This window comes from Streptomyces sp. NPDC048751 (genome assembly GCF_043198595.1).
Lineage (GTDB): Bacteria > Actinomycetota > Actinomycetes > Streptomycetales > Streptomycetaceae > Streptomyces.
Genome location: NZ_JBICUX010000001.1, coordinates 1,243,873 through 1,267,192 on the forward strand (window position 1 = coordinate 1,243,873; position 23,320 = coordinate 1,267,192).

At 72.5% G+C, this 23,320-nt stretch carries 17 protein-coding genes; 6 read left to right on the top strand and 11 right to left on the bottom strand.

The annotated features are described in order from the left end of the window. Positions 1-85 precede the first annotated feature (85 nt). The 3 genes from ACGFNV_RS05660 to ACGFNV_RS05670 all read left to right on the top strand — a co-directional run bounded on the left by ACGFNV_RS05660 (position 86) and on the right by ACGFNV_RS05670 (position 2,602). On the top strand, positions 86-331 hold the full coding sequence (locus ACGFNV_RS05660) for a hypothetical protein (protein WP_133925158.1): 246 nt from the start codon (positions 86-88) through the stop codon (positions 329-331). Between the two features lie 3 nt (positions 332-334). Continuing rightward, positions 335-712 carry a toxin Doc gene (locus ACGFNV_RS05665; RefSeq protein ID WP_393619590.1) on the top strand — a complete coding sequence of 126 codons (378 nt, stop codon included), beginning with the start codon at positions 335-337 and terminating at the stop codon, positions 710-712. 240 nt (positions 713-952) lie between these two features. Further along, a complete protein-coding gene (locus ACGFNV_RS05670; protein WP_393619591.1) occupies positions 953-2,602 on the top strand; it encodes an RICIN domain-containing protein in 1,650 nt (549 codons plus the stop codon). Positions 2,603-2,618: 16 nt separating this feature from the next. Here the strand turns inward: ACGFNV_RS05670 and ACGFNV_RS05675 are convergent, their stop codons facing one another. After that, positions 2,619-3,785 carry a lactate 2-monooxygenase gene (locus ACGFNV_RS05675; protein WP_393619593.1) on the bottom strand — a complete coding sequence of 389 codons (1,167 nt, stop codon included), beginning with the start codon at positions 3,783-3,785 and terminating at the stop codon, positions 2,619-2,621. Further along, the gene (locus tag ACGFNV_RS05680; protein WP_393619595.1) at positions 3,785-4,348 is read right to left on the bottom strand and encodes a hypothetical protein; all 564 of its coding nucleotides are present in this window, start codon (positions 4,346-4,348) and stop codon (positions 3,785-3,787) included. The genes ACGFNV_RS05675 and ACGFNV_RS05680 overlap by 1 nt, the downstream gene beginning before the upstream one ends. 323 nt (positions 4,349-4,671) lie before the next feature. Here ACGFNV_RS05680 and ACGFNV_RS05685 point away from each other — a divergent pair, with 323 nt between their 5' ends. Further along, positions 4,672-5,094 carry a protease inhibitor gene (locus ACGFNV_RS05685; RefSeq protein WP_393619597.1) on the top strand — a complete coding sequence of 141 codons (423 nt, stop codon included), beginning with the start codon at positions 4,672-4,674 and terminating at the stop codon, positions 5,092-5,094. A gap of 229 nt (positions 5,095-5,323) precedes the next feature. Here ACGFNV_RS05685 and ACGFNV_RS05690 read toward each other — a convergent pair whose 3' ends face one another. From ACGFNV_RS05690 to ACGFNV_RS05715, 6 genes are all read right to left on the bottom strand, one after another. Next, positions 5,324-6,826 carry an MFS transporter gene (locus ACGFNV_RS05690; protein ID WP_393619599.1) on the bottom strand — a complete coding sequence of 501 codons (1,503 nt, stop codon included), beginning with the start codon at positions 6,824-6,826 and terminating at the stop codon, positions 5,324-5,326. 143 nt (positions 6,827-6,969) lie between these two features. After that, positions 6,970-9,828, bottom strand: a complete 2,859-nt coding sequence (locus tag ACGFNV_RS05695) for an NHLP bacteriocin export ABC transporter permease/ATPase subunit (RefSeq protein ID WP_393619601.1) — start codon at positions 9,826-9,828, stop codon at positions 6,970-6,972. A 1-nt stretch (position 9,829) separates the two neighbouring features. Beyond that, the gene (locus ACGFNV_RS05700; RefSeq protein ID WP_393619602.1) at positions 9,830-12,052 is read right to left on the bottom strand and encodes an NHLP family bacteriocin export ABC transporter peptidase/permease/ATPase subunit; all 2,223 of its coding nucleotides are present in this window, start codon (positions 12,050-12,052) and stop codon (positions 9,830-9,832) included. Further along, positions 12,049-12,855, bottom strand: coding sequence for an HlyD family efflux transporter periplasmic adaptor subunit (locus ACGFNV_RS05705; protein WP_393619603.1), 807 nt, complete (start codon positions 12,853-12,855; stop codon positions 12,049-12,051). Before ACGFNV_RS05705 ends, ACGFNV_RS05700 begins: the two co-directional genes overlap by 4 nt. Before the next feature lie 151 nt (positions 12,856-13,006). Beyond that, positions 13,007-13,222: a type A2 lantipeptide gene (locus ACGFNV_RS05710; RefSeq protein ID WP_133925148.1), complete on the bottom strand. Its 216-nt coding sequence runs from the start codon at positions 13,220-13,222 to the stop codon at positions 13,007-13,009. A gap of 477 nt (positions 13,223-13,699) precedes the next feature. Further along, positions 13,700-14,113, bottom strand: coding sequence for a PaaI family thioesterase (locus ACGFNV_RS05715; protein WP_393619605.1), 414 nt, complete (start codon positions 14,111-14,113; stop codon positions 13,700-13,702). Between the two features lie 187 nt (positions 14,114-14,300). Between ACGFNV_RS05715 and ACGFNV_RS05720 the strand changes: the two genes are divergently transcribed. Next, positions 14,301-15,767 carry a S1 family peptidase gene (locus tag ACGFNV_RS05720; RefSeq protein WP_393619606.1) on the top strand — a complete coding sequence of 489 codons (1,467 nt, stop codon included), beginning with the start codon at positions 14,301-14,303 and terminating at the stop codon, positions 15,765-15,767. 171 nt (positions 15,768-15,938) lie between these two features. Here the strand turns inward: ACGFNV_RS05720 and ACGFNV_RS05725 are convergent, their stop codons facing one another. Beyond that, positions 15,939-18,095: a SpoIIE family protein phosphatase gene (locus tag ACGFNV_RS05725; protein ID WP_393619608.1), complete on the bottom strand. Its 2,157-nt coding sequence runs from the start codon at positions 18,093-18,095 to the stop codon at positions 15,939-15,941. A gap of 265 nt (positions 18,096-18,360) precedes the next feature. On the opposite strand from ACGFNV_RS05725, the gene ACGFNV_RS05730 reads away from it, so the two are divergent. Further along, complete coding sequence (locus ACGFNV_RS05730; protein WP_393619609.1) at positions 18,361-18,969, top strand: LuxR C-terminal-related transcriptional regulator; 609 nt, start codon at positions 18,361-18,363, stop codon at positions 18,967-18,969. Here the strand turns inward: ACGFNV_RS05730 and ACGFNV_RS05735 are convergent. Further along, entirely contained in the window at positions 18,946-21,477 is a 2,532-nt protein-coding gene (locus tag ACGFNV_RS05735; RefSeq protein WP_393619611.1) for an ATP-binding cassette domain-containing protein, read from the bottom strand. The genes ACGFNV_RS05730 and ACGFNV_RS05735 overlap by 24 nt on opposite strands. Beyond that, on the bottom strand, positions 21,474-23,243 hold the full coding sequence (locus ACGFNV_RS05740; protein WP_393619613.1) for an ABC transporter transmembrane domain-containing protein: 1,770 nt from the start codon (positions 23,241-23,243) through the stop codon (positions 21,474-21,476). Before ACGFNV_RS05740 ends, ACGFNV_RS05735 begins: the two co-directional genes overlap by 4 nt. Positions 23,244-23,320: the final 77 nt, after the last annotated feature.

The window sequence follows — 23,320 nt, forward strand, 5'->3', positions numbered from 1 at the left end:
GCGGTATCGATGATCGGTACCGCGGTCCCTCCTTCTTGACCTGCGCATATTTACGAGAAAGTACCCGCGCGGTACCGTGAGGGGCATGCCAGCCCTCAACGTGGAGTTCAGCGATCGCGAGCTGGAGGACCTGCGACAGATCGCCAAGGAGCGGGGTACGTCGATGAAGGCCCTCGTACGGGAGGCCGCCGCCGCCGACATAGCCCGGCATCGGGCGCTGCAGGAAGGCGCGGAGGCGTTCCGTCGGTTCTTCGCGTCCCATGCCGACGAGTTCGCGGCCGCGTTCCCCGACGACGAGCCGCCCGCCAGGGGCGAAGGGCGGGTCGCCTGACCGATGGCACCCGTCATCCACATCGACGTGCCCTGGCTGCTCCAGCGCCACGAAGAGGTCCTGCCGGACCAGCCCACCATCAACGACTTCTCCGCACTGGTCGCCGCCGTCGCCCGGCACCGCGTCGACCCGCCCCGCCTCGGCGTGAACTCCGACCCCGCCTGGCGGGCCGCCGCCCTGCTGCACACCCTCACCCTGCTCAAGCCCCTGCCGTCGGCCAACGCCCGCTTCGCCTGCGCGACGGCGGTGTCGTACATGTTCGTCAGCGGGGTCGGCATGGACCCTCCGTACGGCGCCCTCGTGGACCTCGCCCGTGACCTGATCGACGGCAAGACGGACATCTACGGCGCGGCGGACCGGCTGCGCTCCTGGCAGATCTGACGGCCGACCGGCAAGGTCCCAAGGGACGGCGTGGCCGCGACCTCTGACTTTCCTTCAGTGGTCGGATGTTAGGTCATGCGCCTTGTTGTGTGTGAACTAATTGTGCAAAGGTGAACCACCCGTGGGGGGCAATGGCCGGGTCTCGTGCGTCCGGCGGTGACTCGAGTCCGTATCGCCGTCGGTGATCGCATGCCCCTCGCGCTTCGCGCCGCACAGGTACGTACCGAAGGAATCCGCTCAGTGCCCACCCCCCCTCCACCCCGTCCCTCCTACCCACCGCCGGGCGGGGCGTTCGGAGAGTCCGACGACTCCCTCGCCGCCCGCACGCGCGGCGGCCCGGACGACGAGGTCGCCCAGGCGACCGCCCTCCTGATCACCCGGCACTGGCAGCCCGCGCACGAGTACGCGGTGATCTGCCTCGCCTCCTCCTCCGGCGTCGCCGCCATGGTCACCACGGCCGCCTTCCACCAGGTCCTCGACCGGCTGACGCTGGGCGAGCCCGGCGCCGCGTTGCGCCCCCGGCTGCTGGTGGCCGTACGGGACACCGTCCGGCTCTGGGCCGCCGAGGACCGTATATCCGGTGTCCTGCCGGAGCTGCAGAAGCCCGCCGGGGGCCGCGGGATGCGCACGGCCAAGTCCCTGACCCCCGAGAACCGTGTGCTGGCCGAGCGCTCGTTCCACGGCCTTCCGCCGGTCGCCCGGGCCATGCTGTGGCACGTCGAGGTCGAGGCCGAGCCCCTCACCGTCCCGGCCGGCCTGCTGGGCCTGGACCCGGCCGCCGCGGCCGCCGCCCTCGAAGAGGCGCGGGACAAGCTCCGCGAGGGCCTCGTCCGCGCCCACCGGGAACTCGCCCCGAGCAAGGACTGCCGCTTCTACAACCGGCTCCTCGACGTCCCCATCCGCCGCGGCGGCGCCCTGCTGCCGGACGTCCAGCAGCATCTGACGGAGTGCCGCTACTGCCGGGCCGCCGCCGAACAACTCGGCCACTTCGAGGGCCGGTTGGGCGATCTCCTCGCGGAGGCGGCGCTCGGCTGGGGCGCCCGACGCTACCTCGATTCCCGGCCGGGCCGCAGCCAGCAGCAGACCGTGCGCGTACGCGGCGCCCGCCACCGCGGTGGACGCCCGGGCGGGACAGGCCGCCGACTCCTGTCCCGCATCCCGTCCCCGGCCCGCCGCGTACCCGGCGGGGGACCCAAGGGGCCGCGCACGCTGCTCACCGGAGTCGGCCTGGCCTCGGCCGGGCTGCTCACGACGCTGCTCGCCGCCGGGATGTGGGCCGACGACGGTGGTGCCGACCCGGCCGCCTCCACCAGCGCGGCCGGCGGCCGCGGCAGTGCCCCCGACACCGACTCCGCGGCCCCGCCCGCCGCGTCGCCCTCGCCGCCCGGCACCGCCCAACTGCCGACCACGACCCGCCAGACGAGGCTGCGCAACGTCGCCGCCGACCTGTGCCTCGACGTCCGGGGCGAGGCGAAGGAAGGCGCCGCGACCGAGCTCGCGGTGTGCTCCTCCGACTGGACCCAGCAGTGGTCGTACGGGGAGGACGGGCAGCTGCGCAGCGTGGCCGACCCCGAACTGTGCCTGGACTCGCACGCGGACGCCGGTGTCGTCATCCTCGGGGAGTGCGCGGAGAAGGACGACAAGCGGGCCGACGACGTCCGCTACGACCTCACCGCCAAGGGCGAGCTGCTGCCCCGCTGGGACGACACCCTCGCCCTGGCCGCCACCACCGGGGAACCGGGCGCCGATGTCGTCGCCAAGGTCCGCGACGGCTCCGGCGGTCAGCGCTGGGTGACCGACTCGGCGCAGGCCAGCCCGGGTTCCCTCTCGATCGCCGGGACCGAGACGCCCGCCGCCCGGCCGGTGGAGCTGACGGACCGCACGTCATGAGGTGAGACGACCGGCGTCACCGTTCCTCCACGAGGTCGGTGGCGCCGACGGTGGCCGGCGTGGCGTGCCCGGACAGGGCCAGCGTCAGGTCGAACTCGGCGAGCACACACCGGATCACGTGCTCCACACCCGCCTGCCCGTCGAGGCCGAGCCCGTAGACGTACGGCCGCCCCAGCAGCACCGCACGCGCGCCGAGAGCGAGCGCCTTGAAGACGTCGTCGCCGGTGCGCACGCCGCTGTCGAACAGCACCGTCAGTCGGTCGCCGACCGCCTCCACGACCCGGGGCAGTGCGTCGGCCGCCGCGACGGAACCGGCCACCTGCCGGCCACCGTGGTTGGAGACCACCACCCCGTCCATCCCGGCGTCGGCCGCCAGGCGCGCGTCGTCGGGGTGCAGTACACCCTTGAGGACGATCGGGCCGTCCCAGTTCTCCCGCAGGAACGCCAGGTCGGGCCAGGTCTTGCCGGGGTCCGCGAACAGCGAGACGAAGTGCAGGACGGCCGCGTTCGGATCCTCGTGCACCGGCTTGGCCAGGCCCGCCCGGAACGCCGGGTCGGAGAAGTAGTTGGCGGTGCCCACGCCGTGCAGGAACGGCAGATACGCCTGGTCCAGGTCACGCGGGCGCCAGGCCAGCAGTGGAGTGTCCAGCGTGACGACGAGCACCGTGAACCCGGCTGCCTTCGCCCGGCCGAGGAAACTCCGTGTCACCTCCCGGTCCTTGGACCAGTACAGCTGGAACCAGCGCTCGGCGTCGCCCATCACCTCCGCGACCTGCTCGATCGGCGTGCCGGCCGCCGAGGACAGGATGTACGGCACTCCCTGCGCGGCGGCGGCACGGGCGGCGGCGGACTCGGCGTCCGGGTGCATGATCGACAGCACGCCGACCGGGGCGAGCGCCAATGGCGCGGGCAGTAAGCGGCCCAGCACCTCGACCGACAGGTCGCGTTCGTGCACGTCCCGCAGCATGCGCGGCACGATCCTGCGGCGCCCCAGGGCCACCCGGTTCGCCCGCGCGGTGCTGCCGTCGCCCGCGCTGCCGGCCACATAGCCGACCGGGCCGGGGCCGAGCCGCTGCTCGGTGAGCTCCTCCAGCCGGGTCAGATCGGTCGGCAGCCGGGGCACCGCGCCCGACATCCCGTTGAGATAGATCTCGTACTGGAAGTCCGCCCAGTGCTTCGCCATCACTGATCTCCGTCCGATGCGTCGGCCTCCTTCCCCTCCGCCTCCTTGTCCGGCCCCTGTGCCCGCACCTGCTGGACGTGCTCCAGGGAGTCCCGCAGTTCGGTGAGCCACTCGTCGGTGTGCCGCTGGACCAGTCGGACGCACCAGGCGAGGGCGTCGCTGCGGCTGCGGGCGACGCCCCCGGCGATGAGGGTGTCCAGGACCTGGCGCTCCGGCTGGCGCAGTCGTGTCATCACGGGCGCGGCCACGTGCGTGAACAGGGCGCGTTCCCCGTCGCACACCACGCCCCAGGAGACCTTGCGGTCGAACCGGTGCTCGGCCTCGCGGGCCACCGCCATCCGGGCCTCCCGGGTGCGTTCCCGGAACTCCTGGACGCGGCTTCGTACGGCCGCCTCCCGCTCGGCGGCCGAGGCGTCCTCGGTCAGCCGGGGCTCGGGGATGCGGCCGATCACGGTGATCTCCTCGCGGTCGACCGTGACCTCGGTCAGCTCCTCGAAGAGGTCGTCGGGCAGTCGGCCCGCGAACCATCCGCGCAGTTTCTCGCGCTGCTCTGTCGTAATCATGTAATGACGATTACTCGACTGGTCCATGAACACAAGGGGGTGCGGAGGAGTCCGCCGAGAGCGGAAGCGGAATGTTTCAAGACGATTAACGAACAGGTGGAAACCGGCCATCCGACCCGCCCGAGGGATCAAGAGCCGCTCGGTTTCGGCGTTGGAACGTTCGAATTCTGTGACTTCACGCCACTGTTTCAATACGCAAGGTTACTGAAACGCATGTGTTCGATGTGAGATTCGACGACGGACTCGGCAGACTCGCGCTCGCCGCTCCGGCACCGACCGAGCTGGATCCGGCAACCCTCGAAGCAAGCGGAAGGATGCACACAATGCGGAACACCGCGCGATGGGCAGCGACTCTCGGCCTCGCGGCCACCGCCGTATGCGGCCCCCTCACCGGACCCGCCCTCGCCACCTCGACCTCGCTCTACGCCCCCTCGGCGCTCGTCCTGACCGTGGGTCACGGAGACAACTCGGCCCTCGCCACCCCGGCCCGCGCGGTCACCCTGACCTGCGCCCCGAGGCCCTCCGGCACCCACCCGGCCGCCGCCGAGGCCTGCGCCGAACTGCGCAGCGCCGACGGGGACTTCGACGCCCTGGGGAGCCGGGACGGCATGGCGTGCACCAAGCAGTACGACCCGGTCGTCGTGACCGTCGACGGCGTCTGGCAGGGCAAGCGCGTCTCCTATGAGCGCACCTTCGCCAACGAGTGCGTGAAGAACTCCTACGGGACCAGTCTCTTCGCGTTCTGAGACCGGGATCGCGATCTCCCTGTGAACGCCGTAGGAGGCCCGCAAGTGGGGAGTGCGGGTCACTGACGCGGGGGTTCGTCGCGATCTCGCACCAGGGGCCGGCCGGGCGGAGTGGGGCCGCCCGCCGGTCCCTGGGATCACCGCACGACCCACAGTGCCGACACGACGAGGGGCCGCGTCTCCCTGCAGACGCGGCCCCTCGGGTCTGTTGCGGCTCGACCCCTTTGGGTCACATGTGGACGACCTGCGCGGCCCCGGCATCCTGCTGCGGCACTCCGCGGCGGTGCAGGAGGAAGGTGAGCACCGCGCCGGCGGCGAAGAAGCCCGCCGACCACCAGAAGGCGGTGGTGTAGCTCTCGATCGTGGCCTGCGCCTGGACGGCCTTGCTGGTGACGTCCCGGCCGACCAGGTAGTCGGTCGCCGCGCTCGCGGCCAGGGTGTTCAGCAGCGCCGTACCGATCGAACCGCCCACCTGCTGCATGGCGTTGACCGTGGCGGAGGCGACGCCCGCGTCCTCGGCCGCCACCCCGCCGGTGGCCAGCTGCATGGCGGGCGGCATCACCAGGCCGAGGCCGACCCCGATGACGATCACCTGCGGCAGCACCGCGCTCGCGAAGTCCGAGCCGACCCCGATGCCGGTCAGCCAGGCCATACCGCCCGCGGCGATCGCGAACCCGAGCGGGATGATCACCTTCGGCCCGACGCGCGGCACCAGGAGCGTGGTGCCGAGCTGTGCCGTCACCATCAGCGCCCCGACCATCGGCAGGAACGCCACACCGGTCTTCGTGGGGCTGAAGCCGAGGTTCAGCTGCAGGTAGTAGGTGAGGAAGAGGAACACGCCGAACATGCCCGCGCTGGAGATCAGCACGGCGAGGAACGAGGCCGCGCGGTCCCGGTCCAGCAGGATGCGCAGCGGCAGCAGCGGGTGCGCGGCACGCGTCTGCCACCAGGTGAAGGCCACCAGCAGTACCCCGCCCGCGATCAGGAAGCCCCAGGTCAGCGGGGAGCCCCAGTCGTGTGTCTCGGCGTTGGAGAAGCCGTAGACCAGGGCGAAGAGGCCGGCCGCGACCAGGACCGTGCCCGGTACGTCCAGCTTGGAGCCGGCCGCGTCGCGGTGGTTGCTCAGCAGCAGCCAGCCGCCGGCGAAGGCGAGGACCGCGATGGGCACGTTGACGTACAGCGTCCAGCGCCAGTCGAGCGCGTCGGTCAGCAGACCGCCGAGCAGCAGGCCCACGGCGCCACCGGCACCGGCGATGGCGCCGTAGACACTGAAGGCACGGGCACGTTCGCGGGCGTCGGTGAAGGTCGTGTTGAGCAGCGAGAGGGCGGCCGGTGCGAGCAGGGCGCCGAAGGCGCCCTGAAGGGCGCGGGCGGTGACCAGCATCCCGAAGCCGTTCGCGGCGCCGCCCAGTGCGGAGGCCGCGGCGAATCCGACGATGCCGATGAGGAAGGCGGGCTTGCGGCCGAAGAAGTCGGCGATGCGACCGCCGAGCAGGAGCAGTGAGGCGAACGCGAGGGCGTAGGCGGTGACGATCCACTGCCGGTTGCCGTCGGAGAACCCGAGGTCGGCCTGGGCCGAGGGCAGCGCGATGTTCACGATGGTGGCGTCCAGCACCACCATCAGCTGGGCGAGGGCGACGACCGCGAGGATCCACCACCGCTTGGCGGAGGCGTCGGGCGGAGTCTCCGCGGCGCGGGTGTGCGCGCCGTCGGTCAGGGTCTTCTGGGACATGGAGAACCACTCCAGGGAAGTCGTTCGTCGGCTCGGGCAAAGGAGACGTAAACGAAACCGTTTCGTACACCGGGAGCCTAGACCAGATCCCAGCGAAACGGCAACGTTTCGCTGGGATCCGGGGAGAAGGAATCGAGGAGGGCCTACGCCAGCTGGCGCCGCACCAGCTCGTGCAGTCGGCCGCCCGTGTCCGCGAGGAGCTGTGCCGGCGGGCCCTGCTGGGCGACCTTGCCGTTCTCCATGACGATGACCCGGTCGGCGTCGAGGACCGTCGACAGGCGATGGGCGATGACGATGCGGGTCGCGTTGAGCTTGCGGGTGGACTCGATGACCGTGCGCTGGGTCTCGTTGTCCAGGGCGCTGGTCGCCTCGTCGAAGAAGAGGATGCGGGGGCGGCGGATGAGGGCCTGGGCGATCATCAGGCGCTGACGCTGTCCGCCGGAGATCGCGCCGTTGCCGCCGACGATGGTGTGCAGTCCCATCGGCATCCGCTTGATGTCCTCGGCGAGCCCCGCCAGCTCCGCCGCGGCCAGCGCCTCCTCGGGTGTGTACGGCTCGGTGCCGCAGATGACGTCGAGGATGGATCCGGTGAACGGCTGGGCGTGCTGGAGCACCACCCCGCACTGCCGGCGTACGGCCGACTGGTCGAGGGCGGCCAGGTCCTGGCCGTCGTAGAGCACACTGCCGGAGACCGGCTTGTCGAAGCCGATGAGCAGCCTGAGCAGCGTCGACTTGCCGCAGCCGCTGGGGCCGACGACCGCGACGAACTCGCCGGGGCGCACCTCGAACGACACGTCGTCCAGGACGAGCGGGCCGTCGTCGGAGTAGCGGAACGACAGGCGGCGGGCCTCGATCGCGCCGGACAGCGGTCCCGGGCGGGTGCTGGCCGTGCGCACCTCGGGCGTGGCGTCGAGCACCGGCCTGATCTCCTCGAACAGCGGCAGCGCGGCCACCGCCGAGACGAACGCGCCGGTCAACTGGGTCACCGAGGTGAGCAGCATCGTCACCGACGTGTTGAAGGTGAGGAAGTCGGCGGCCGACATGGCGCCCCGCGCCGGACCGGCGAGCAGCATGAACATCAGCAGGGAGCACAGCGGCAGGTAGATCGTGCCCAGCACCGTGTTGAGGTTCTTGATCCGGCCGAGGCGCTGCTGGAGCTCCCGGCTGCGGGCGAACTCCGACGCCCAGGCCGCGTAGGCGTAGTTCTCGGCGGCCGCCACCCGCAGCTTGGGCAGGCCACGCAGCGTCTGGAACGCCTGGTTGTTCAGCTTGTTGGTGAGTACGACGAGACGCCGCTGCCAGCGCACCTGCCACAGGCCGAGCCCGAGGAACACGCCCGCGATCACGACCAGCATGCCGACCGCCGCCATCGCCATCGGCACGCTGTACCAGAGCAGCAGACCGAGGTTCATGGCACCGACGGTCACGGACTGCGCCACCGACGGACCGAGCCCGGCCAACAGCCTGCGGATCGCGCTGATGCCCATGGCCGCGCTGGCCAGTTCACCGGTGGACCGCTCGGTGAAGAACTTCGTCGGCAGCCGCAACAACCGGTCCCAGACGGCCGGTTGGAGCGTCGCCTCGATACGGCCCTCCAGGCGCAGGATGGTGAGGTTCTGCAGCAGCATGAACGCGGCCGCGACCAGGCTGCTGACCATCACGGCCAGACAGACCTGCACGATGAGTCCCTGCTGGGCCTTCGGCACGTACTCGCCGAGCACCTTGCCCGTCGCGATCGGTACCAGCGCCCCGATCGCCACCGTCACCAGGCCGCTGCCGATGAGGTTGGCCAGGTCACCGCGCGTCCCCCGCATGCTGAACCGCAGCAACCGAAGCGGGCTCAGCCGCCGCTCGGGCAACGGGCGGTAGAACATCACCGCACGCGGCTCGAACTCCTCCACGTTGGCCTTCTCGACCGGGGTCTCCCGTCCGGTCGCCGGATGGACGGCGACATAGCCGCCGCGCCGCCACAGCAGCGCGACCGGCGCCCCCGACAGGGCCCGGTGCCCCACCAGCGGTCCGACGTTCTCCCGCCACCAGCGCCCGTCCAGGCGCACCGCCCGCGCCCGCACCCGCGAGGCGAGGGCGATCCGCTCGACCGGGTCGAGCCGGTCACTGTCGGCTCCGCTGCTCGCGGGCTCGGCGAGCGTGATCCCGGCCGCCTCGGCCACCAGCTTGCAGGCGGCGAACGTGGCGTCCGCGTCGGCGGCCGTGGAGCGCTTCGCCGACCGCTTGCCGATGGCGGCGATCAGGGTCCGGTCGGCCTGCGCGCGGACCGCCTCACCGGCCTTGATGCCGGCGGCCGTCCGTGTCTCGTGGGTGCGTTCCAGCTGCTCGATCCAGCGGTCCAGCGTGGTCAGCAGGCGGTACTGCTGGTCGACCATGGTCTGCCAGACCGCCGGGTCCATCAGCAGGTCCGCGGCCGCCTCCGCGCCGTACAGCGAGCCGTACTGGACGCTGCCGGGCGGCACCTGCATCCAGAACACGTCGTCGTCGGTCATCTCCGCGGCCCGCTCGGTGGCCATCGGCGCCTGGAAGAGGATGGACAGGCTGCGGCCCACGCCCAGGGCGAGCGCGTACTCCAGCGGGCTCGTCGTCGGCGGGACGTACTGGGGGTTGCCGTACTCGTCGTACGACCAGGTCTGGGTGTCCGCGGGCTGGTACAGCTCGCGCAGGCCGATGCGGTGCACCACGCAGTCCCTGAGCGGGCGCGCCACGAGGGTGTGCTCGGGGCCGGAGACAGGGCCGAGCAGCAGCGAGCCCGCCTCCAGCCGGCCGAGGTGGTGCCAGTGGCCCTGCTGCCCGGCGTCCACCGCGAACAGGTCCATGGCACCGGACGCGACCAGCCACAGCACCTGAGGGCCCTCGAGGTCGAGGCGGTTGAAGCCGGTGCAGTCCATACGGGTGCCCAGCGAGCCCAGGGCGCCCAGGACGAGGTCGCCTTCCTGGGGCGGCTGGGGCGGCTGGGCCTGGGGCTCCTGAGGGGATGGGGGGTACGTCATCTCACCGCTCCCTGACCAGCGTCGCGTACGCGCCGCCGCGTGCCACCAGCTCCTCGTGCCGCCCGCGCTCCACGATCGTGCCGTGCTCCAGGACCACGATCTCGTCGCTGTCACGCACGGTGCTGAGCCGGTGGGCGATCACCACACACGCGCAGCCGCGCCGGCGAAGGTTGTCCATGACCACCTGCTCGGTCTCCGCGTCCAGCGCGCTGGTCACCTCGTCGAGGACGAGGATGCTGGGCCTGCGCACCAACGCCCGTGCGATCTCCAGGCGTTGGCGCTGGCCGCCGGAGAAGTTGCGGCCGTCCTGCTCGACGCGGCTGCGGATGCCGCCGGGTCGGCGCATCACCACGTCGTACAGCGCCGCGTCCCGCAGCGCCTCCACCACGGCGTCGTCGGGGATGGACGGATCCCACAGCGCCACGTTGTCGCGGACGGTGCCCTCGAAGAGGAAGACGTCCTGGTCGACGAAGGAGACGGAGGCCGCGAGCGCCCCGCGCGGGATGTCGTCCAACCGCTGCCCGTCGATACGGATCACACCTTCCCAGGGCGTGTACAGGCCCGAGATCAGCCGGGACACCGTGGACTTGCCGCTGCCCGAGCCGCCGACCAGCGCGACCTGCTGCCCCGGGCCGACGGTCAGGTCGAAGCCGCTGAGCAGCGGCTTGTCCAGGGGGCTGTAGCCGAACTCGATGTTCTCCAGCTCCACGTGCCCGTGCAGCCGCCGAGTGGAGTCGGCGCCACCGGAGCGGCCGTACAGCGGGTCCGCCTGGAAGTTCTCCACGTCCTTCAGCCGCGCCACGTCCGCCGCGAAGTCCTGGATGCGGCCCGCGACACCGTTCAGCCGGGTCAGGGGAGCGGTGAAACGGGTGACCAGCGCCTGGAAGGCGACCAGCAGACCGACCGAGATGTGGCCCTCGATCGCCCGCATCCCGCCGATCCACAGGATCAGCGCGCTGTTCAGCGCCGCGAGCGTCGGCGCGACCACGCCCAGCCAGGCGCTCGGCACCCCGAGCCGCTGCTGTTCCTCCAGGGTGGTGGCGTGCTGCCCGGCCCACTTGCGGAAGTAGCCGTCCTCCCCGCCGGTCGCCTTCATCGTCTCGATCAGTTGCAGACCGGTGTACGCCGTGTTGGTGAGCCGGGCGCTGTCCGCGCGCAGCTTCGCCGTACGGGTCGCGCGCAGCCGGATGACCACCCGCATGGCGACGATGTTGAGCAGCGCCACACCGATGCCCACGTACGTCAGCTGCGGGTCGTAGGTGTAGAGGAGCACCGCGTACAGCACGACGACCACCGCGTCCACGCCCGCCGCTGCCAGGTCGCGGGCCAGGGTCTCGGCGACGGCGTCGTTGGACTGGAGGCGCTGCACCAGGTCGGCCGGACTGCGCTGCGAGAAGAAGGTGACCGGCAGGCGCAGCAGATGGCGCAGGAAGCGGGCGCTGGAGAGGGTGGAGGAGATGATGCGGCCGTGGTGCAGATTGGCCTGCTGGAGCCAGGTCAGCACGAGCGTGAGCAGCACGCACGCCCCCATGGACGTGAAGAGCACGCCCAACAGGGAGGTCTGACCTCCGATCAGGAACATGTCGATATAGGTACGGCTCAGCGCCGGCACCGCCGCACCGACCAGCACCAGCAGCAGGCTCGCCAGCACGGCGGCCGGCATGGTGCCCGCGGTGCCGCGCAGCCGGGCCGGCATCGCGCCCAGGACGCCCGGCTTGCGCCCGCCCTTGGTGAATCCGTCGCCCGGCTCCAGGACCAGTACGACACCGGTGAAACTGCCGTCGAAGTCCTCCATCGGCACGAAGCGGCGGCCCTTGCCGGGGTCGTTGATGTAGACCCCGCGGCGGCCGAAGCGGCGCCCCATGCCGTCGTAGACGACGTAGTGGTTGAACTCCCAGAAGAGGATCGCGGGCGCCTTCACCTCGGCGAGGGCTGCCAGGTCCATCTGCATGCCCTTGGCCGTCAGGCCGTAACTGCGGGCCGCCTTCAGCAGGTTGCTGGCGCGCGAACCGTCCCGGGAGACACCGCAGGCGATACGCAGCTCCTCCAGCGGGACGTGCCGGCCGTAGTGGCCGAGCACCATCGCGAGGGAGGCCGCGCCGCACTCCACGGCCTCCATCTGGAGCACGGTGGGAGTCCGGACGGTCTTGCCGCGGCCCTTGGGGACGGTGCGTTTGGGCGGCGCGGCGCGGCGCCTGCTCCGGGTCTCCTGGGCGGTGGTCACGGAAGCAGCCAATCGACGGGACGCTCGTCGGCCAGCCGGATCGAACCCGTGGCCATGGTCATGGAGGTGAGGGTGTACGGCGGTCCGCCGGAGCTGGACCACTTGTAGCCGCTCTTCGTCGACGAGGACGTGTCTAGGCGCACCAGGACGGCCACCGGCCGGCCCTTCTTGGTGAACTGGTCGCCGAGCTGGCTGTCGCCGAGGAACGCGGAGATCTGCTGCGCCGACTGGGCGGCCCGGTCCACCGACTTCACATGGCCGCGCAGGACGCCGTACTGCTGGGTCGGCACGGTCTGGACCGTGAGGTCGACGGCGGCGTCGTCGGGGATGGAGGAGGCGTTCTCGGCGGGGACGTACACCGTCGCGTAGAGCGGATCGTCGGCGTGCGCCACCTTCTCCACGGCGGCGACGTTCGCGCCGGTCTGGATGATCTGGCCGATCGTGGCGGCGAGCGCGGTGATGCGTCCGGCGGCGACCGTGCGGACCACGGTGTCGCCCTCGCTCGTACGGACCTTCAGGACGGGGGCGTTCGCCGGGAGCCGTTCGCCCTCCTTGGCGAGGATCGCGGTCACCTGGCCCGCGGCGGGGCTCTGCAGGATGTAGCTGCCCTCCCCGTGGGTGAGGACCGCGGGGGCGCTCACGGTGGAGGCGACCGAGCCGGTCACCGCCCATACGGACCCGGCCGCGATGGCGATCAGCGTCACCGATAGCACCAGCCAGCCCTGCGGGCGGGCGAAGCGCACCGGGAGGTCGAGTTCCTCCGGGGACTGGAGCTTGGCGAGGGCCTGTTGGCGGAACTGCACGGGACTTTCCCTCACCTGCGACGAGAGACACGCACCGCGTGTCGGCTACTTCAGGGGACACGCACGCGTGTCGGTTGTTTCGGGCCGCACTACGACGACCGAGAGTCCCGGAGCCGGGGAGGCTCCGGGACTCAGCAGCACGAAGGCGCGATCAGAGACCGGCGACCAGGTTCGTGACCGGCGCGGTGTTCAGGCCGGTGACACCCTCAACGGTGCCGACGGCCGTGTCGACCAGGCCGGAGACCGGGGCGACGCCGTCCACCAGGCCGGTGACGGTGCCGAGGGCGTTCACGGCCAGACCGCCGGAAACGTTGTCGAGGTCGGCGTCAGAGATCTCGACGGTCTCAACCTGGGGGGTGGAGTTCATGGTGGAACTTCCCTTCATATGGATATCTCATAAGGGGGGAGCGGCCCCCTCTGGGGACAGATGACGGCCGCGACCGCAGGTGGCCCAGGACCCCGTTTCCGGGAGCCGTCGGCGTTCCTGCGGTGCGATGGATCAAAGCAGGTTTGCGGCCGACGCTTCCAATCAACCACCCGTCTCACCTGCGCACTTGCGCCGCAGCGGTGCCGATCCGTGCAGAGATGCGCACGGTGTGCTGGCGACTTCTTCACATGCGACGCGGTGACGGCGTGCGGGAGTGCGAGGGGAGTGACGGCGAATCAGACACTCCCGCCTTAAAGGCGTGGCCGGCGCCGTGGACTTGTGCAGATCCGCCGACGCCGGTGACCTGATTGAGCATTCGATGTGCAGATTCCCTGAAGCCGGGATTCCGCTCCGAGTACTGAACCCATCGTTACCAACCGGTAGCGGAACGTGTCACTCCGGCGAGGTCCGTGGATCTCAGCCCAGCAGCGCGTAGACCGTGCTCGCCCGGGCGGCCAGTTCGCCCGACCTCTCGTCGGTCATCGTGATGTCGGCGAACGCCATCCTGCGGCCCACCTTGGTCGGCACCGATTCGATCAAGACATCCGAACCGGTCACCGGCCGTTGGAAGGACGTGGACTGCTGAACCGTCGTCATCGGTCCGTAGGCGCCCCGGGCAGCCGAGACGGCGATCACCGTCGCGGTGTCGGCCGCGGCCATCAGCGCCTGCCCCGAGAGCGCGCCGCCCTCCCGGGCCAACCCTTCTGACCAGGGCAGGCGCAGGACGGCGCGGTCGTCCCCGAGGGCCTCGACCGACAGGCCGAGGGCGAGGACCCAAGGGGCGAAGTTGTCGGTGAGGATCTTGTCGGCTTCGGCGGTGGTCATCGTCATATGGGGGATTGTTCCCGCCGCCGGTCCGTCATGCGCGCGCCATGGCCGATTCCGTGTTTCGCAAAAGCAGTTGGCAAACAGCTTTGAACGCACCGACCGCCCCCTGCGTACCTACAGCCATCCAGGCGCCGCTGTACGAGCTGCCGATCGGCAGCACTGACCCCGTCCCCCCAGGAGGTCGAGAAGTTTGAGTCACAAGCGAATTCCGAAGCGCAAGGCCGCGATCGCGGTAGGTGGCGTGGCGGCGCTCGGAGCGGCGGCACTGCTGCTCCCGAACGCCAACGCGTCCCAGGACGGCGCTACGGACGCGGCCGCGCCGAAGACCCTCAAGTCCGCGGACGCCTCGGACCTCGCCTCGCAGCTCGAGAACCTGCTCGGCGACGCGTTCGCCGGGTCGTACTACGACGCCGACAAGCAGAAGCTCGTCGTCAACGTGGTGAACGGCGACAGCAACGTGATCGTCCAGGCGAAGAAGGCGGGCGCGGAAGTCCGCGAGGTCGCCAACAGCCTGGCCGAACTCGACGCCGGTGCGAAGACGCTGAAGGCGAAGGCGACCATCCCGGGCACCTCGTGGGCCGTCGACCCCAGAAACAACAAGATCCTCGTCACCGCCGACAGCACGGTCACCGGCAGCAAGTGGGACCGGCTGGAGTCCACGGTGCAGGGCCTCGGCTCGAACATGGCGACCATCAAGAAGTCGGCCGGCACGTTCAAGACCTTCGCCTCGGGCGGTGACGCCATCTTCGCCGGTGGCGCGCGCTGCTCGCTCGGCTTCAACGTCACCGCGGGCGACGGCTCCCCGGCCTTCCTGACGGCGGGTCACTGCGGTGTCGCGGCCAAGCAGTGGTCCGACTCCGAGGGCGGTCAGCCGATCGCCACGGTCGACCAGGCGACCTTCCCGGGTGACGGTGACTTCGCGCTCGTGAAGTACGACGACCCGAACACGCAGGCGCCGAGCGAGGTCAACCTCGGCGACCAGACCGTCCAGATCACCCAGGCCCAGGACGCGACCGTCGGTGCGCAGGTCTTCCGGATGGGCAGCACCACGGGTCTGGCCGACGGCCAGGTCCTCGGTCTCGACGCCACGGTGAACTACCCCGAGGGCACGGTCACCGGCCTCATCCAGACCAACGTCTGCGCCGAGCCCGGCGACAGCGGCGGCTCGCTGTTCACCCAGGACGGCAGCGCGATAGGCCTCACCTCGGGCGGCAGTGGTGACTGCACCGCCGGCGGCGAGACCTTCTTCCAGCCGGTCACCACCGCCCTCGAGGCGGTCGGCGCGACCCTCGGCGACGGCGGCGCGGGTGCCGGTGGTGCCGGTGGAGCCGGCGACCAGGCCGGCGGCGAGGAAGCCGGTGGCCAGGGCGCCGGTGACCAGGGCGCCGGTGAGCAGGGTGCCGGCCAGGAGGCCGGTGGTCAGAACGCCGGTGGCCAGGAAGCCGGTGGCCAGGAGGTCGGCGGTGAAGGCGCCGGTCAGGAAGTCGGCGGCCAGGAGGTCGGCGGTGAAGGCGCCGGTCAGGAAGTCGGCGGCCAGGAGGTCGGCGGCGGGGACGCCGGCCAGGGCGTCGGCGGCGAGGACGCCGGTGCGGGCAACGGCCAGGCCGGCAACGGCCAGAACAGCGGCCAGAACAACGGTCTGAACGAGAACCGCTGATCCCGCCTCACCAGCGGTCCCGGCCGGCAGTGGAACGGTCCGGCCCTGGCCCCACCCGAGGGCCGGACCACCCCCCACCCACTCGCTGAGCCCCCGCCACCCGACCGCCGCCCACACTCCCATGGGCGGCGGTCGGCGTTCGCCGTCACCACGACTCCGGCAACCGCCCGCTCACCCCTCCTCCTCCCGGGCCCGCAACAGCAACACCGCCACGTCGTCCGGGCGTTCCTCCGCGGAGGCGTGGCGGTGGATGAGGGTGTCGGCCAGTTCGTCGAGGGGGCGGTCTCCGGACTCGTTCAGGCGCAGGGCCAGGTCGGCGACCGCGTCCTCGATGTCGACGCCGGGGGACTCGATGAGGCCGTCGGTGTAGAGGGCGAGGACGGACCCGGGGGCGAGATCCACCTCGGTGGTGGGATACGTCGCCGAGGCGTCGATGCCCAGGAGCGGGCCCCCGGCCAGGTCGAGGACGCGGACCCGCCCGTCCGGGCGGCGCAGCAGCGGCGGAGGGTGACCCGCGCGGGCCATCACGGCCCGACCGCGCCCGGGATCGAGCCGTAGGTACAGACAGCTGGCGAACAGGTCCGAGCCCAGGTCGATGAGCAGCTGGTTCGTGCTGCGCATGATGCCCCCGGGCTCCTGGCCGACCGTGGCGTACGCCCGGATCGCCGTACGGATCTGCCCCATCAGCCCGGCCGCGGTGACGTTGTGCCCCTGCACGTCCCCGATCACCGCCGCCGCCAGCGGAGGCGTCGGCACCAGGTCGTAGAAGTCGCCGCCGATCTCCATGCCCCGGGTGGCCGGCAGATAGCGCGCGGCCGCCTCGATGCCCGGCAGCGACGGCAGCGAGTGGGGCAGCAGCGCCGCCTGGAGCCCGTGGGCCAGTTGGTGCTTGGCGTCGTAGAGCAGCGCCCGCTCCAGCGCCTGCGCGATCAGCCCGCCGAGGCTCGTCAGCACCGCCCGCTCGTCCGCCGGGAAGTGATGCGGCTCCGCATAGGACAGCACCCAGGTGCCCACCGGCCGCCCGGAGGCGATCAGCGGCAGGTACGCCCACGCGGCGAAGCCGTCAGGTGTCGCGTCCCGGGTCGGATACAGCCGCTCCAACTGCTGCCGGGAGTCGAAGAACGCGGGGACTCCGTTGCGCAGGACGTACGTACCCGGCGTCGGCGAGGCCAATGTCATCCCGTCGAATCGTTCAACGATATGCGGATCCGGATATCCCCGGTGCCCCAGCACATGCAGCCGTCCCGCCCGCGTACCCAGCAGCACCAGCGCCTGAGCGCCCACCGCGGGCAGGATCTCGTCCGCGGCCAGCTGCACCACGTCCTGCACACCCACCGCCTCGGTGAGCGCCGCCGCCAGACTCAGCACCTGCGAGATGCTGACCAGCCGCGACGGGGCGTCCCCGGGCTGCGGCCCGGCGCGGTTCATCTCCGACACGGCCCGCGCGCGGCTGATCCGGATGCTGAGTCCCGTCGTACTCGGATACAACCGGAACGACAGCCAGTCGCCGGGCGGCCGCAGCGCCACGAACGAGGTGACGTGCTGGCTGATCAACGCGGCCCGGTACCGGTCCTCGTACATCGGATCGTTCAACCAGGGGATCGCCGCCCACGGCTGGGTGCCGAGCAGCCGGTTCGCCGGCACACCGAGCAGGTCGGCGCCCGCCGCGTTGATGAACGCGACCCGACCGTCCAGATCCAGCGAGCACAGCCCGTAGGGCAGCCGTGCCACCATGCGCGCCGCCTCCACCGTGCCGAGGGTGCCCGCCACACCCCCCGCGGGCGGCACCCCCAGCAGATCCGGCTCTGCGCGCAGCGAACGGCTCTCCGCGGCGGCGCGCGCCAGCCGCGTCGCGAGCCGGTCGCAGGCCGCGGTCAGCTGCTCCCGCTCCCGTTCCGAGAGTTCCGTGGGATGCGAGCCGGGCCAGGTCAGGAAGACCGCGCCGTACACCGTGGAGTCGGTCGCCACCGGCAGCGCGACCAGGCAGAACGGGTAGGGCAGCACGACGGCGATGCGCGGATAGCGGGTCGCCATGTCCTCCTCGCCGCCCACCCACACCAGCCGCCGCTGACGTACCGCCTCCGCGACCGGGATCGGCGCGCTCAGCCCGACCCGCTCCCAGGGCGCCGCGAACGCCCGGGGCAGCCCCGCCATCACCGCCATCTCCAGCACCGGCTCGTCGGGCGCCCGCAGATACACCGCCCCGGAGTGCGCCTGGACGTCCTCCATCATCGTGCTCAGGGCGAGCGACAGCAGCGGCTGGTCCACCGGGGGCCTGGCAGCCGCCGACGCCTGCCGGGACGTCTGCCCGTCGGACACGCCGACCACCTCCTCGCACGGCCGCGCGGTCCCAGGGACAAATCTCCCCCGTGCCGGGCCGTCGCGCACGGCGAGCGGCGCCGCCTCCTACCCCCTCGGCGCCCGGCCATGCCCCCACAGTCGAAGCGCGCGGCAGTGAACGGGCGCCGCACATGCGCCCCCGCGCACCCTGATGGCCGGTTCTTCGCGCCCACGGACGGTCACGGGCGTCAACAATGGGCACGCGCTCAACGCGGTGGAGACAAGAGGCGTACCGCTGGCTGAAGGGGTGGCAGTGATCCGGGTACTTCTGGTGCACGACGCGTGTCTGGTGCGATCGGTTCTGGCGGAGTGGCTGGGCCGCGAACCGGACCTGCGGGTCCACGACACCTCGTGGCCCGGCGCGCCGGGCCTGCTGCGGTCCGTACGGCCCGATGTGTGCGCCGCGGACCTGGAGTGCTCGGACTCCTACGGCATCCCGCCGCTCGGCGAACTGACCCGGCGGGGCCCGGACCACGCACCGCCCCGGCTTCTGGTGCTTGCCGCCGCGAACAGACCCGGGCTGCTGAAGCGGGCGGTCGAGGCGGGGGCGCTCGGCTACGTCGACAAGGAGGGCTCGCCGGATCGCCTGGTGCGCGGGATCCGGCGGGTCGCCGAGGGGAAACGTTTCGTCGACGATTCGCTGGGCCTCGGTTTCCTCAAGGCCGCGGAGATGCCGCTGACGCGGCGCGAGTTAAGTGTCTTGACCCTGGCCGCGGAGGGAGCGTCCGTCGCGGAGATCGCCGGGAGCCTGCACCTCTCCCACGGCACCGTGCGGAACTACATGGCGGCCATCACCCGCAAGACCGGCGCCCGCAACCGCATCGACGCGATCCGTATCTCACAGGGGGAGGGCTGGCTGTGACGGCCGGCCGCCGACGAGCTCGCGGTACGGTGCCGAGTCGCGCATGAGCTCGTCGTGGGTGCCGTACGCCGTGCGCGGGCCGTCCATCAGCAGGACCCGGTCCGCGCGACGCGCCGAACCGATCCGGTGCGCGACGACGACCAGTGTGCCGCCGGGCCGCTCCACGAAGGCCCGTTCCGCACGTTCCTCCGCCCGCGCGTCCAGGTGACAGGTCGCCTCGTCCAACAACGCGAGCGGGGCGTACGACAGGTAGGCCCGGGTCAGCGCGATGAGCTGCCGCTCGCCTGCGGAGAGCGTCCCGGGATCCACCTCGGCGTCGAGCCCGCCGAGCCGTTCCATCAGCGGGGTCAGCCCCACCGCCTCGGCCGCGGCGAGCAGCTCCGCCGCGGGCACCGGGTCCGGGCGGAGGTAGGCGAGGTTCTCCACGAGGGTGCCGGTGTGGACGTAGGCCTCCTGCGGAATCAACACCCGCCGCACCGAGGCCTCGCCCCCCGGCACCGGCCACCCACACACCCGTATCGCCCCGCACCGCGGCGCCAGCAGCCCCGCCACCAGTGCGGTCAACGTGGACTTCCCGATCCCGCTCGGGCCGACGACAGCGAGGTGCGCTCCGGCGGGGAGGGTGAGATGGAGATCCTCGATGACGGGGGCGCTGTGGGGGCCGTAGGCGAAGGTGAGGGAGGAGAGGGAGAGGGCGGGGACGGGGGTGCGGGCGGGGGCGGAGGCGATGTCGATGAGGGCGCTGCGGGCACCGGCCGGTTGGTCGGCGCCGGTCTGTTCGGCCCGCCGGCCGCGCGAGGTCTGATCGGCCTCCTCAGCCGCGTCAGCCGGACCGGTCTGCTCGGCGCGGTGGCCGCGCTTGGCCGACTGGGACCGCTGGTCCTGCCCGGCCGACTCGGCCCGCTCGGTGCGGTGGTCCCGCTTGGCCGACTCGGTCCGCTCGGCGCGGTGGTCCCGCTTGGCCGGCTGGGACCGCTGGTCCTGCTCGGCCCGCTGGCCGCGCTCGGTCTGCTCCGACTCCTCGGCCAAGTCAGTCCGGCCGGTTTGCCCGGCCCGCTTGGTCAGCCCGGACTGTTGGCCCTGCTCGCTTTCCCCCGCCCGGTCAGCTTGGCCGCTGTGTTCGGCCCGCCTGGCGCGCTGGCCGCGCTTGGTCTGCTCGGTCTGCCCGGTCTGCCCGGTGCGCTGGGCCTGCTCGGTCTGCCCGGCTTGCCGGGTCTGCCCGGCCCGCTGGCCCTGCTCGCCCTGCTGGCCCTGCTCGGCCTGCTCGGCCTGCTCGGCCTGCTCGGCCTGCTCGGCCTGCTCGGCCTGCTCGGCCTGCTGGCCCTGCCCGGTCCGCTCGGTCTGCCCGGTCTGCCCGGTGCGCTGGCCCTGCCCGGTCCGCTCGGTCTGCCCGGTCCGCTCGGCCCGCTGGTCCTGCTCGGCTTGCTGTGCCTGCTCTGGCTGCCGGCCGGGATCGGTCCGGTCGGTCCGGGTGGGGTGCTCCGTCTCCTCGGCCCCGTCGGGCCGCCCGCTCTGTGCGGTCGGCTCGGTCACCTCAGGCTCGAAGGGCTGGTCCGTGCCCTCCGCCGTGAGTCGGCGTAGGACCACCGTCAGGCGGGAGCCGCTGGTGCCGAGGCCGTGGATGAGGTTGGTCAGGGCGGGGAGGAGGGACTGGGTGACGTAGGCGAGGGCGCCGAGGAGGGCGCCGGGGGTGACGTCGTGGCGGAGGAGCCAGGGGGTGGTGGCGAGAAGCAGGACGATGGGGAACTGGCCGCCGATCGCCAGGGCGGCCACGCGCAGCGTGCTCCAACGGGCGAGGGAACGCGCGGTGCCCAGCTCGGCGTCGACGCGGGCGGCGGTGTCCGCGGCGACCCGTTCCTCCGCACCGGCGGCCGTGACGTCCCGCAGCCCCGGGCAGACCGTGCCGAGTTGTTCCGCCAGCGCCTCGTCGGCGACGAGGAACGCCTCCTGCCTGCGGGCCAGCGGTCGCAAGGTCGCCGCGAACAGCGCCACCCCGGCCGCGAGCGGGGGCACGACGACCAGGAGCAGCGGCGGGGCCAGGGAGAACAGGCCGACGAGCGCGCCGACCGCGGTGAACACGAAGGAGCGGGAGACCATCACCAGACCGGCGAAGGTGTCCCGCGCGATCTCCGTCTGCTGGGTGAGCCCGGACAGCGCCCGGTGGTCCCCCTCCCGCACCCCGCGCCCCACCACCCGCTCGACCAGCCGGTCCCTGAGCGGTTCGACGAGCGCCGCGACCGCCGCGTACACCCGTGCGGTGCCGTACGCGCCGAGGACGACCCCGATGCCCGCGACGCCGAGCCAGCCGAGCCCGACCTCCGGACGCCCCCGCAGGAACCCCGCGTCGAGGGCCCGGGCCGGTGCGTAGCCGATGAGGAACGTCTGGCCCGTCTCCAGCACGGACCACCCGGCGAGCCGTACGACGACCCGCCGCCGGGCCCGCAGGAACCGCAGCCCACGCCGGTGCGTCTCGCCGCGCGGCCCGCGCCGCCGAACCCCGCCCGTCACGACCCGACCCCCTCCCTGTCCACCGCCCGGTGCTCCGCCTCCCCGAACACCGCCCGATACTCCACATCCCGCCACAGCCGCGCATGCGGCCCCACCGCGCGTACGCGTCCCCCGTCCAGCCAGGCCACCGCGTCGGCACGGGCCGCGGTCGCCGCGCGGTGGGCGACCAGGAGGCGGGTGTTGCTCGTGCCGCCGCTGAGCAGCGCGTCGGTGACGCGGGACTCGGTCACCGTGTCGAGGCTGGAGAGGGCGTCGTCGAGGATGAGGAGGCGGCCGGCGTGGGCGAAGGCGCGGGCGAGGCCGAGGCGTTGGGATTCGCCACCGGAGCGGGGGGCGTCGGAGCAGAGGGTCGCGTAGCCGTCGGGGAGGCGGCGGACGAAGTCGTCGGCGTGGGCGGCGCGGGCCGCTCGGCGGACGCGGGCGGGGGAGGGGGACGACAGGGCGAGCCCGATCGCGTCCTCGACGGTGCCGCCGAGCAGGGCGGGGCGTTCGAAGGCGTAGGCGATCGCGCGGCGCAGGTCGTCGTGGGGGAGGTGAGGCAACGGCACTCCGTCGAGCAGGACCTCCCCTTCGTCCGGGTCGGCGAGCCGTCCCGCCAGGGCGGCGAGGAGGGACTTGCCGGTGCCGGAACGGCCGACCACGGCGAGCGTCGTGCCCCCGGGGACGACCAGGTCGACCCCGTCCAGCACGGTGCGGCCGCCGCGCCGGACGGTCACCCCGCGCAGCTCCAGTCGGCCGGGCCCGTCGGGCAGCGGTCGCGTCCCGTGTGCGGGGGCGGGCTCGGCCAGGACCTCGGCCAGGCGCCCGGTCGCGGCGCGGGCCCGTGCCAGGCTCGCCACTTGCCCGACCAGCACTCCGACGCCGGTCGCGAGGACGGCGTACCGGGAGGCCGCGAGGACCTCGCCGACCGTCAGCCGGTGCCGGGTGAGCAGCACTCCGGCCACGGCGACCACCCCGAGTTGCAGCAACGGCGCCACGGCGACGGCACGGGCGGCGGCCCGCCCCTGCACCCGCCACATGAGGTGGCCCGCGCGGGACAGCTCGGGCAGCGGTCGCAGGATCCGCGCCGTCTCCTTCGCGGCCGTACCCGCCGCCCGGATGGTGCGGTGTCCGCCGACGGCCTCCGTGAGCGCGGCCGCGATCCGCCCCTGCGCCCGCTGGTAGCGCGCCGCGCACGACGAGGTGTCCTGGGCGACGGCGCGCAGCAGCAGGAACAGCACGGGTGCTCCGGCGAGGAACACGGCGGCGAGCCACGGGTCGATCACGGCGAGGGCGACGACACCGCCGAGCGGACCGGCCGTCGCGGCGAGCGTCGCGGCCCGCGCCGCGGGTGCCGTGCCCGCCTGCGCGGCGTTGCCGACGAGCCGGGCGACGAGGTCACCGGAGCCGAAGCGGTCCGCGGCCCGTGGGCCGACGGCCAGCACGTGCCCGGCGAGCCGCCGCCGCAGCCAGGCCGTCGTGCGCGCGTCCACGGTTCTGGTGAGGACGGTCCCGGCCGCGTCGAGCAGCGCGAGCAGCAGGACCAGGGCGGCGCAGTACAGCACCCAGCGGGTCGCCGGGGCGTGCGCCAGCAGCAGATCGAGGGCCCGGCCCAGAGCGGCCGGCAACGCCAGGCCCGCACCGGTCGCGGCCGTACTCAGCAGACACAGCGCGAGGCAGCGCCGACCGCTGTGCCGCCCGGCGGAACGCGCCAACGCCCGCGCGTCCTGGGTCGTCCGTGGTGCGTCCTGCGGGCCGTCCTGTTCGTCGTCGGCACGGGTCGTCATGCGGCAGCAGCCCCCGCGGGTGAGGGACGGGACCCCGGGCGGCCCTCCCTCGCGGGAGCGGGCCGCCCGGGGCCGGG

Excerpts from the sequence above, each read along its gene's own strand:
- ACGFNV_RS05660 (WP_133925158.1), top strand. The coding sequence starts at position 86 with ATGCCAGCCCTCAACGTGGAGTTCAGCGATCGCGAGCTGGAGGACCTG.
- ACGFNV_RS05665 (WP_393619590.1), top strand. The coding sequence starts at position 335 with ATGGCACCCGTCATCCACATCGACGTGCCCTGGCTGCTCCAGCGCCAC.
- ACGFNV_RS05675 (WP_393619593.1), bottom strand. The coding sequence starts at position 3,785 with ATGGCGAAGCACTGGGCGGACTTCCAGTACGAGATCTATCTCAACGGG.
- ACGFNV_RS05680 (WP_393619595.1), bottom strand. The coding sequence starts at position 4,348 with ATGATTACGACAGAGCAGCGCGAGAAACTGCGCGGATGGTTCGCGGGC.
- ACGFNV_RS05685 (WP_393619597.1), top strand. The coding sequence starts at position 4,672 with ATGCGGAACACCGCGCGATGGGCAGCGACTCTCGGCCTCGCGGCCACC.
- ACGFNV_RS05690 (WP_393619599.1), bottom strand. The coding sequence starts at position 6,826 with ATGTCCCAGAAGACCCTGACCGACGGCGCGCACACCCGCGCCGCGGAG.
- ACGFNV_RS05695 (WP_393619601.1), bottom strand. The coding sequence starts at position 9,828 with ATGACGTACCCCCCATCCCCTCAGGAGCCCCAGGCCCAGCCGCCCCAG.
- ACGFNV_RS05710 (WP_133925148.1), bottom strand. The coding sequence starts at position 13,222 with ATGAACTCCACCCCCCAGGTTGAGACCGTCGAGATCTCTGACGCCGAC.
- ACGFNV_RS05715 (WP_393619605.1), bottom strand. The coding sequence starts at position 14,113 with ATGACGATGACCACCGCCGAAGCCGACAAGATCCTCACCGACAACTTC.
- ACGFNV_RS05740 (WP_393619613.1), bottom strand. The coding sequence starts at position 23,243 with ATGACGACCCGTGCCGACGACGAACAGGACGGCCCGCAGGACGCACCA.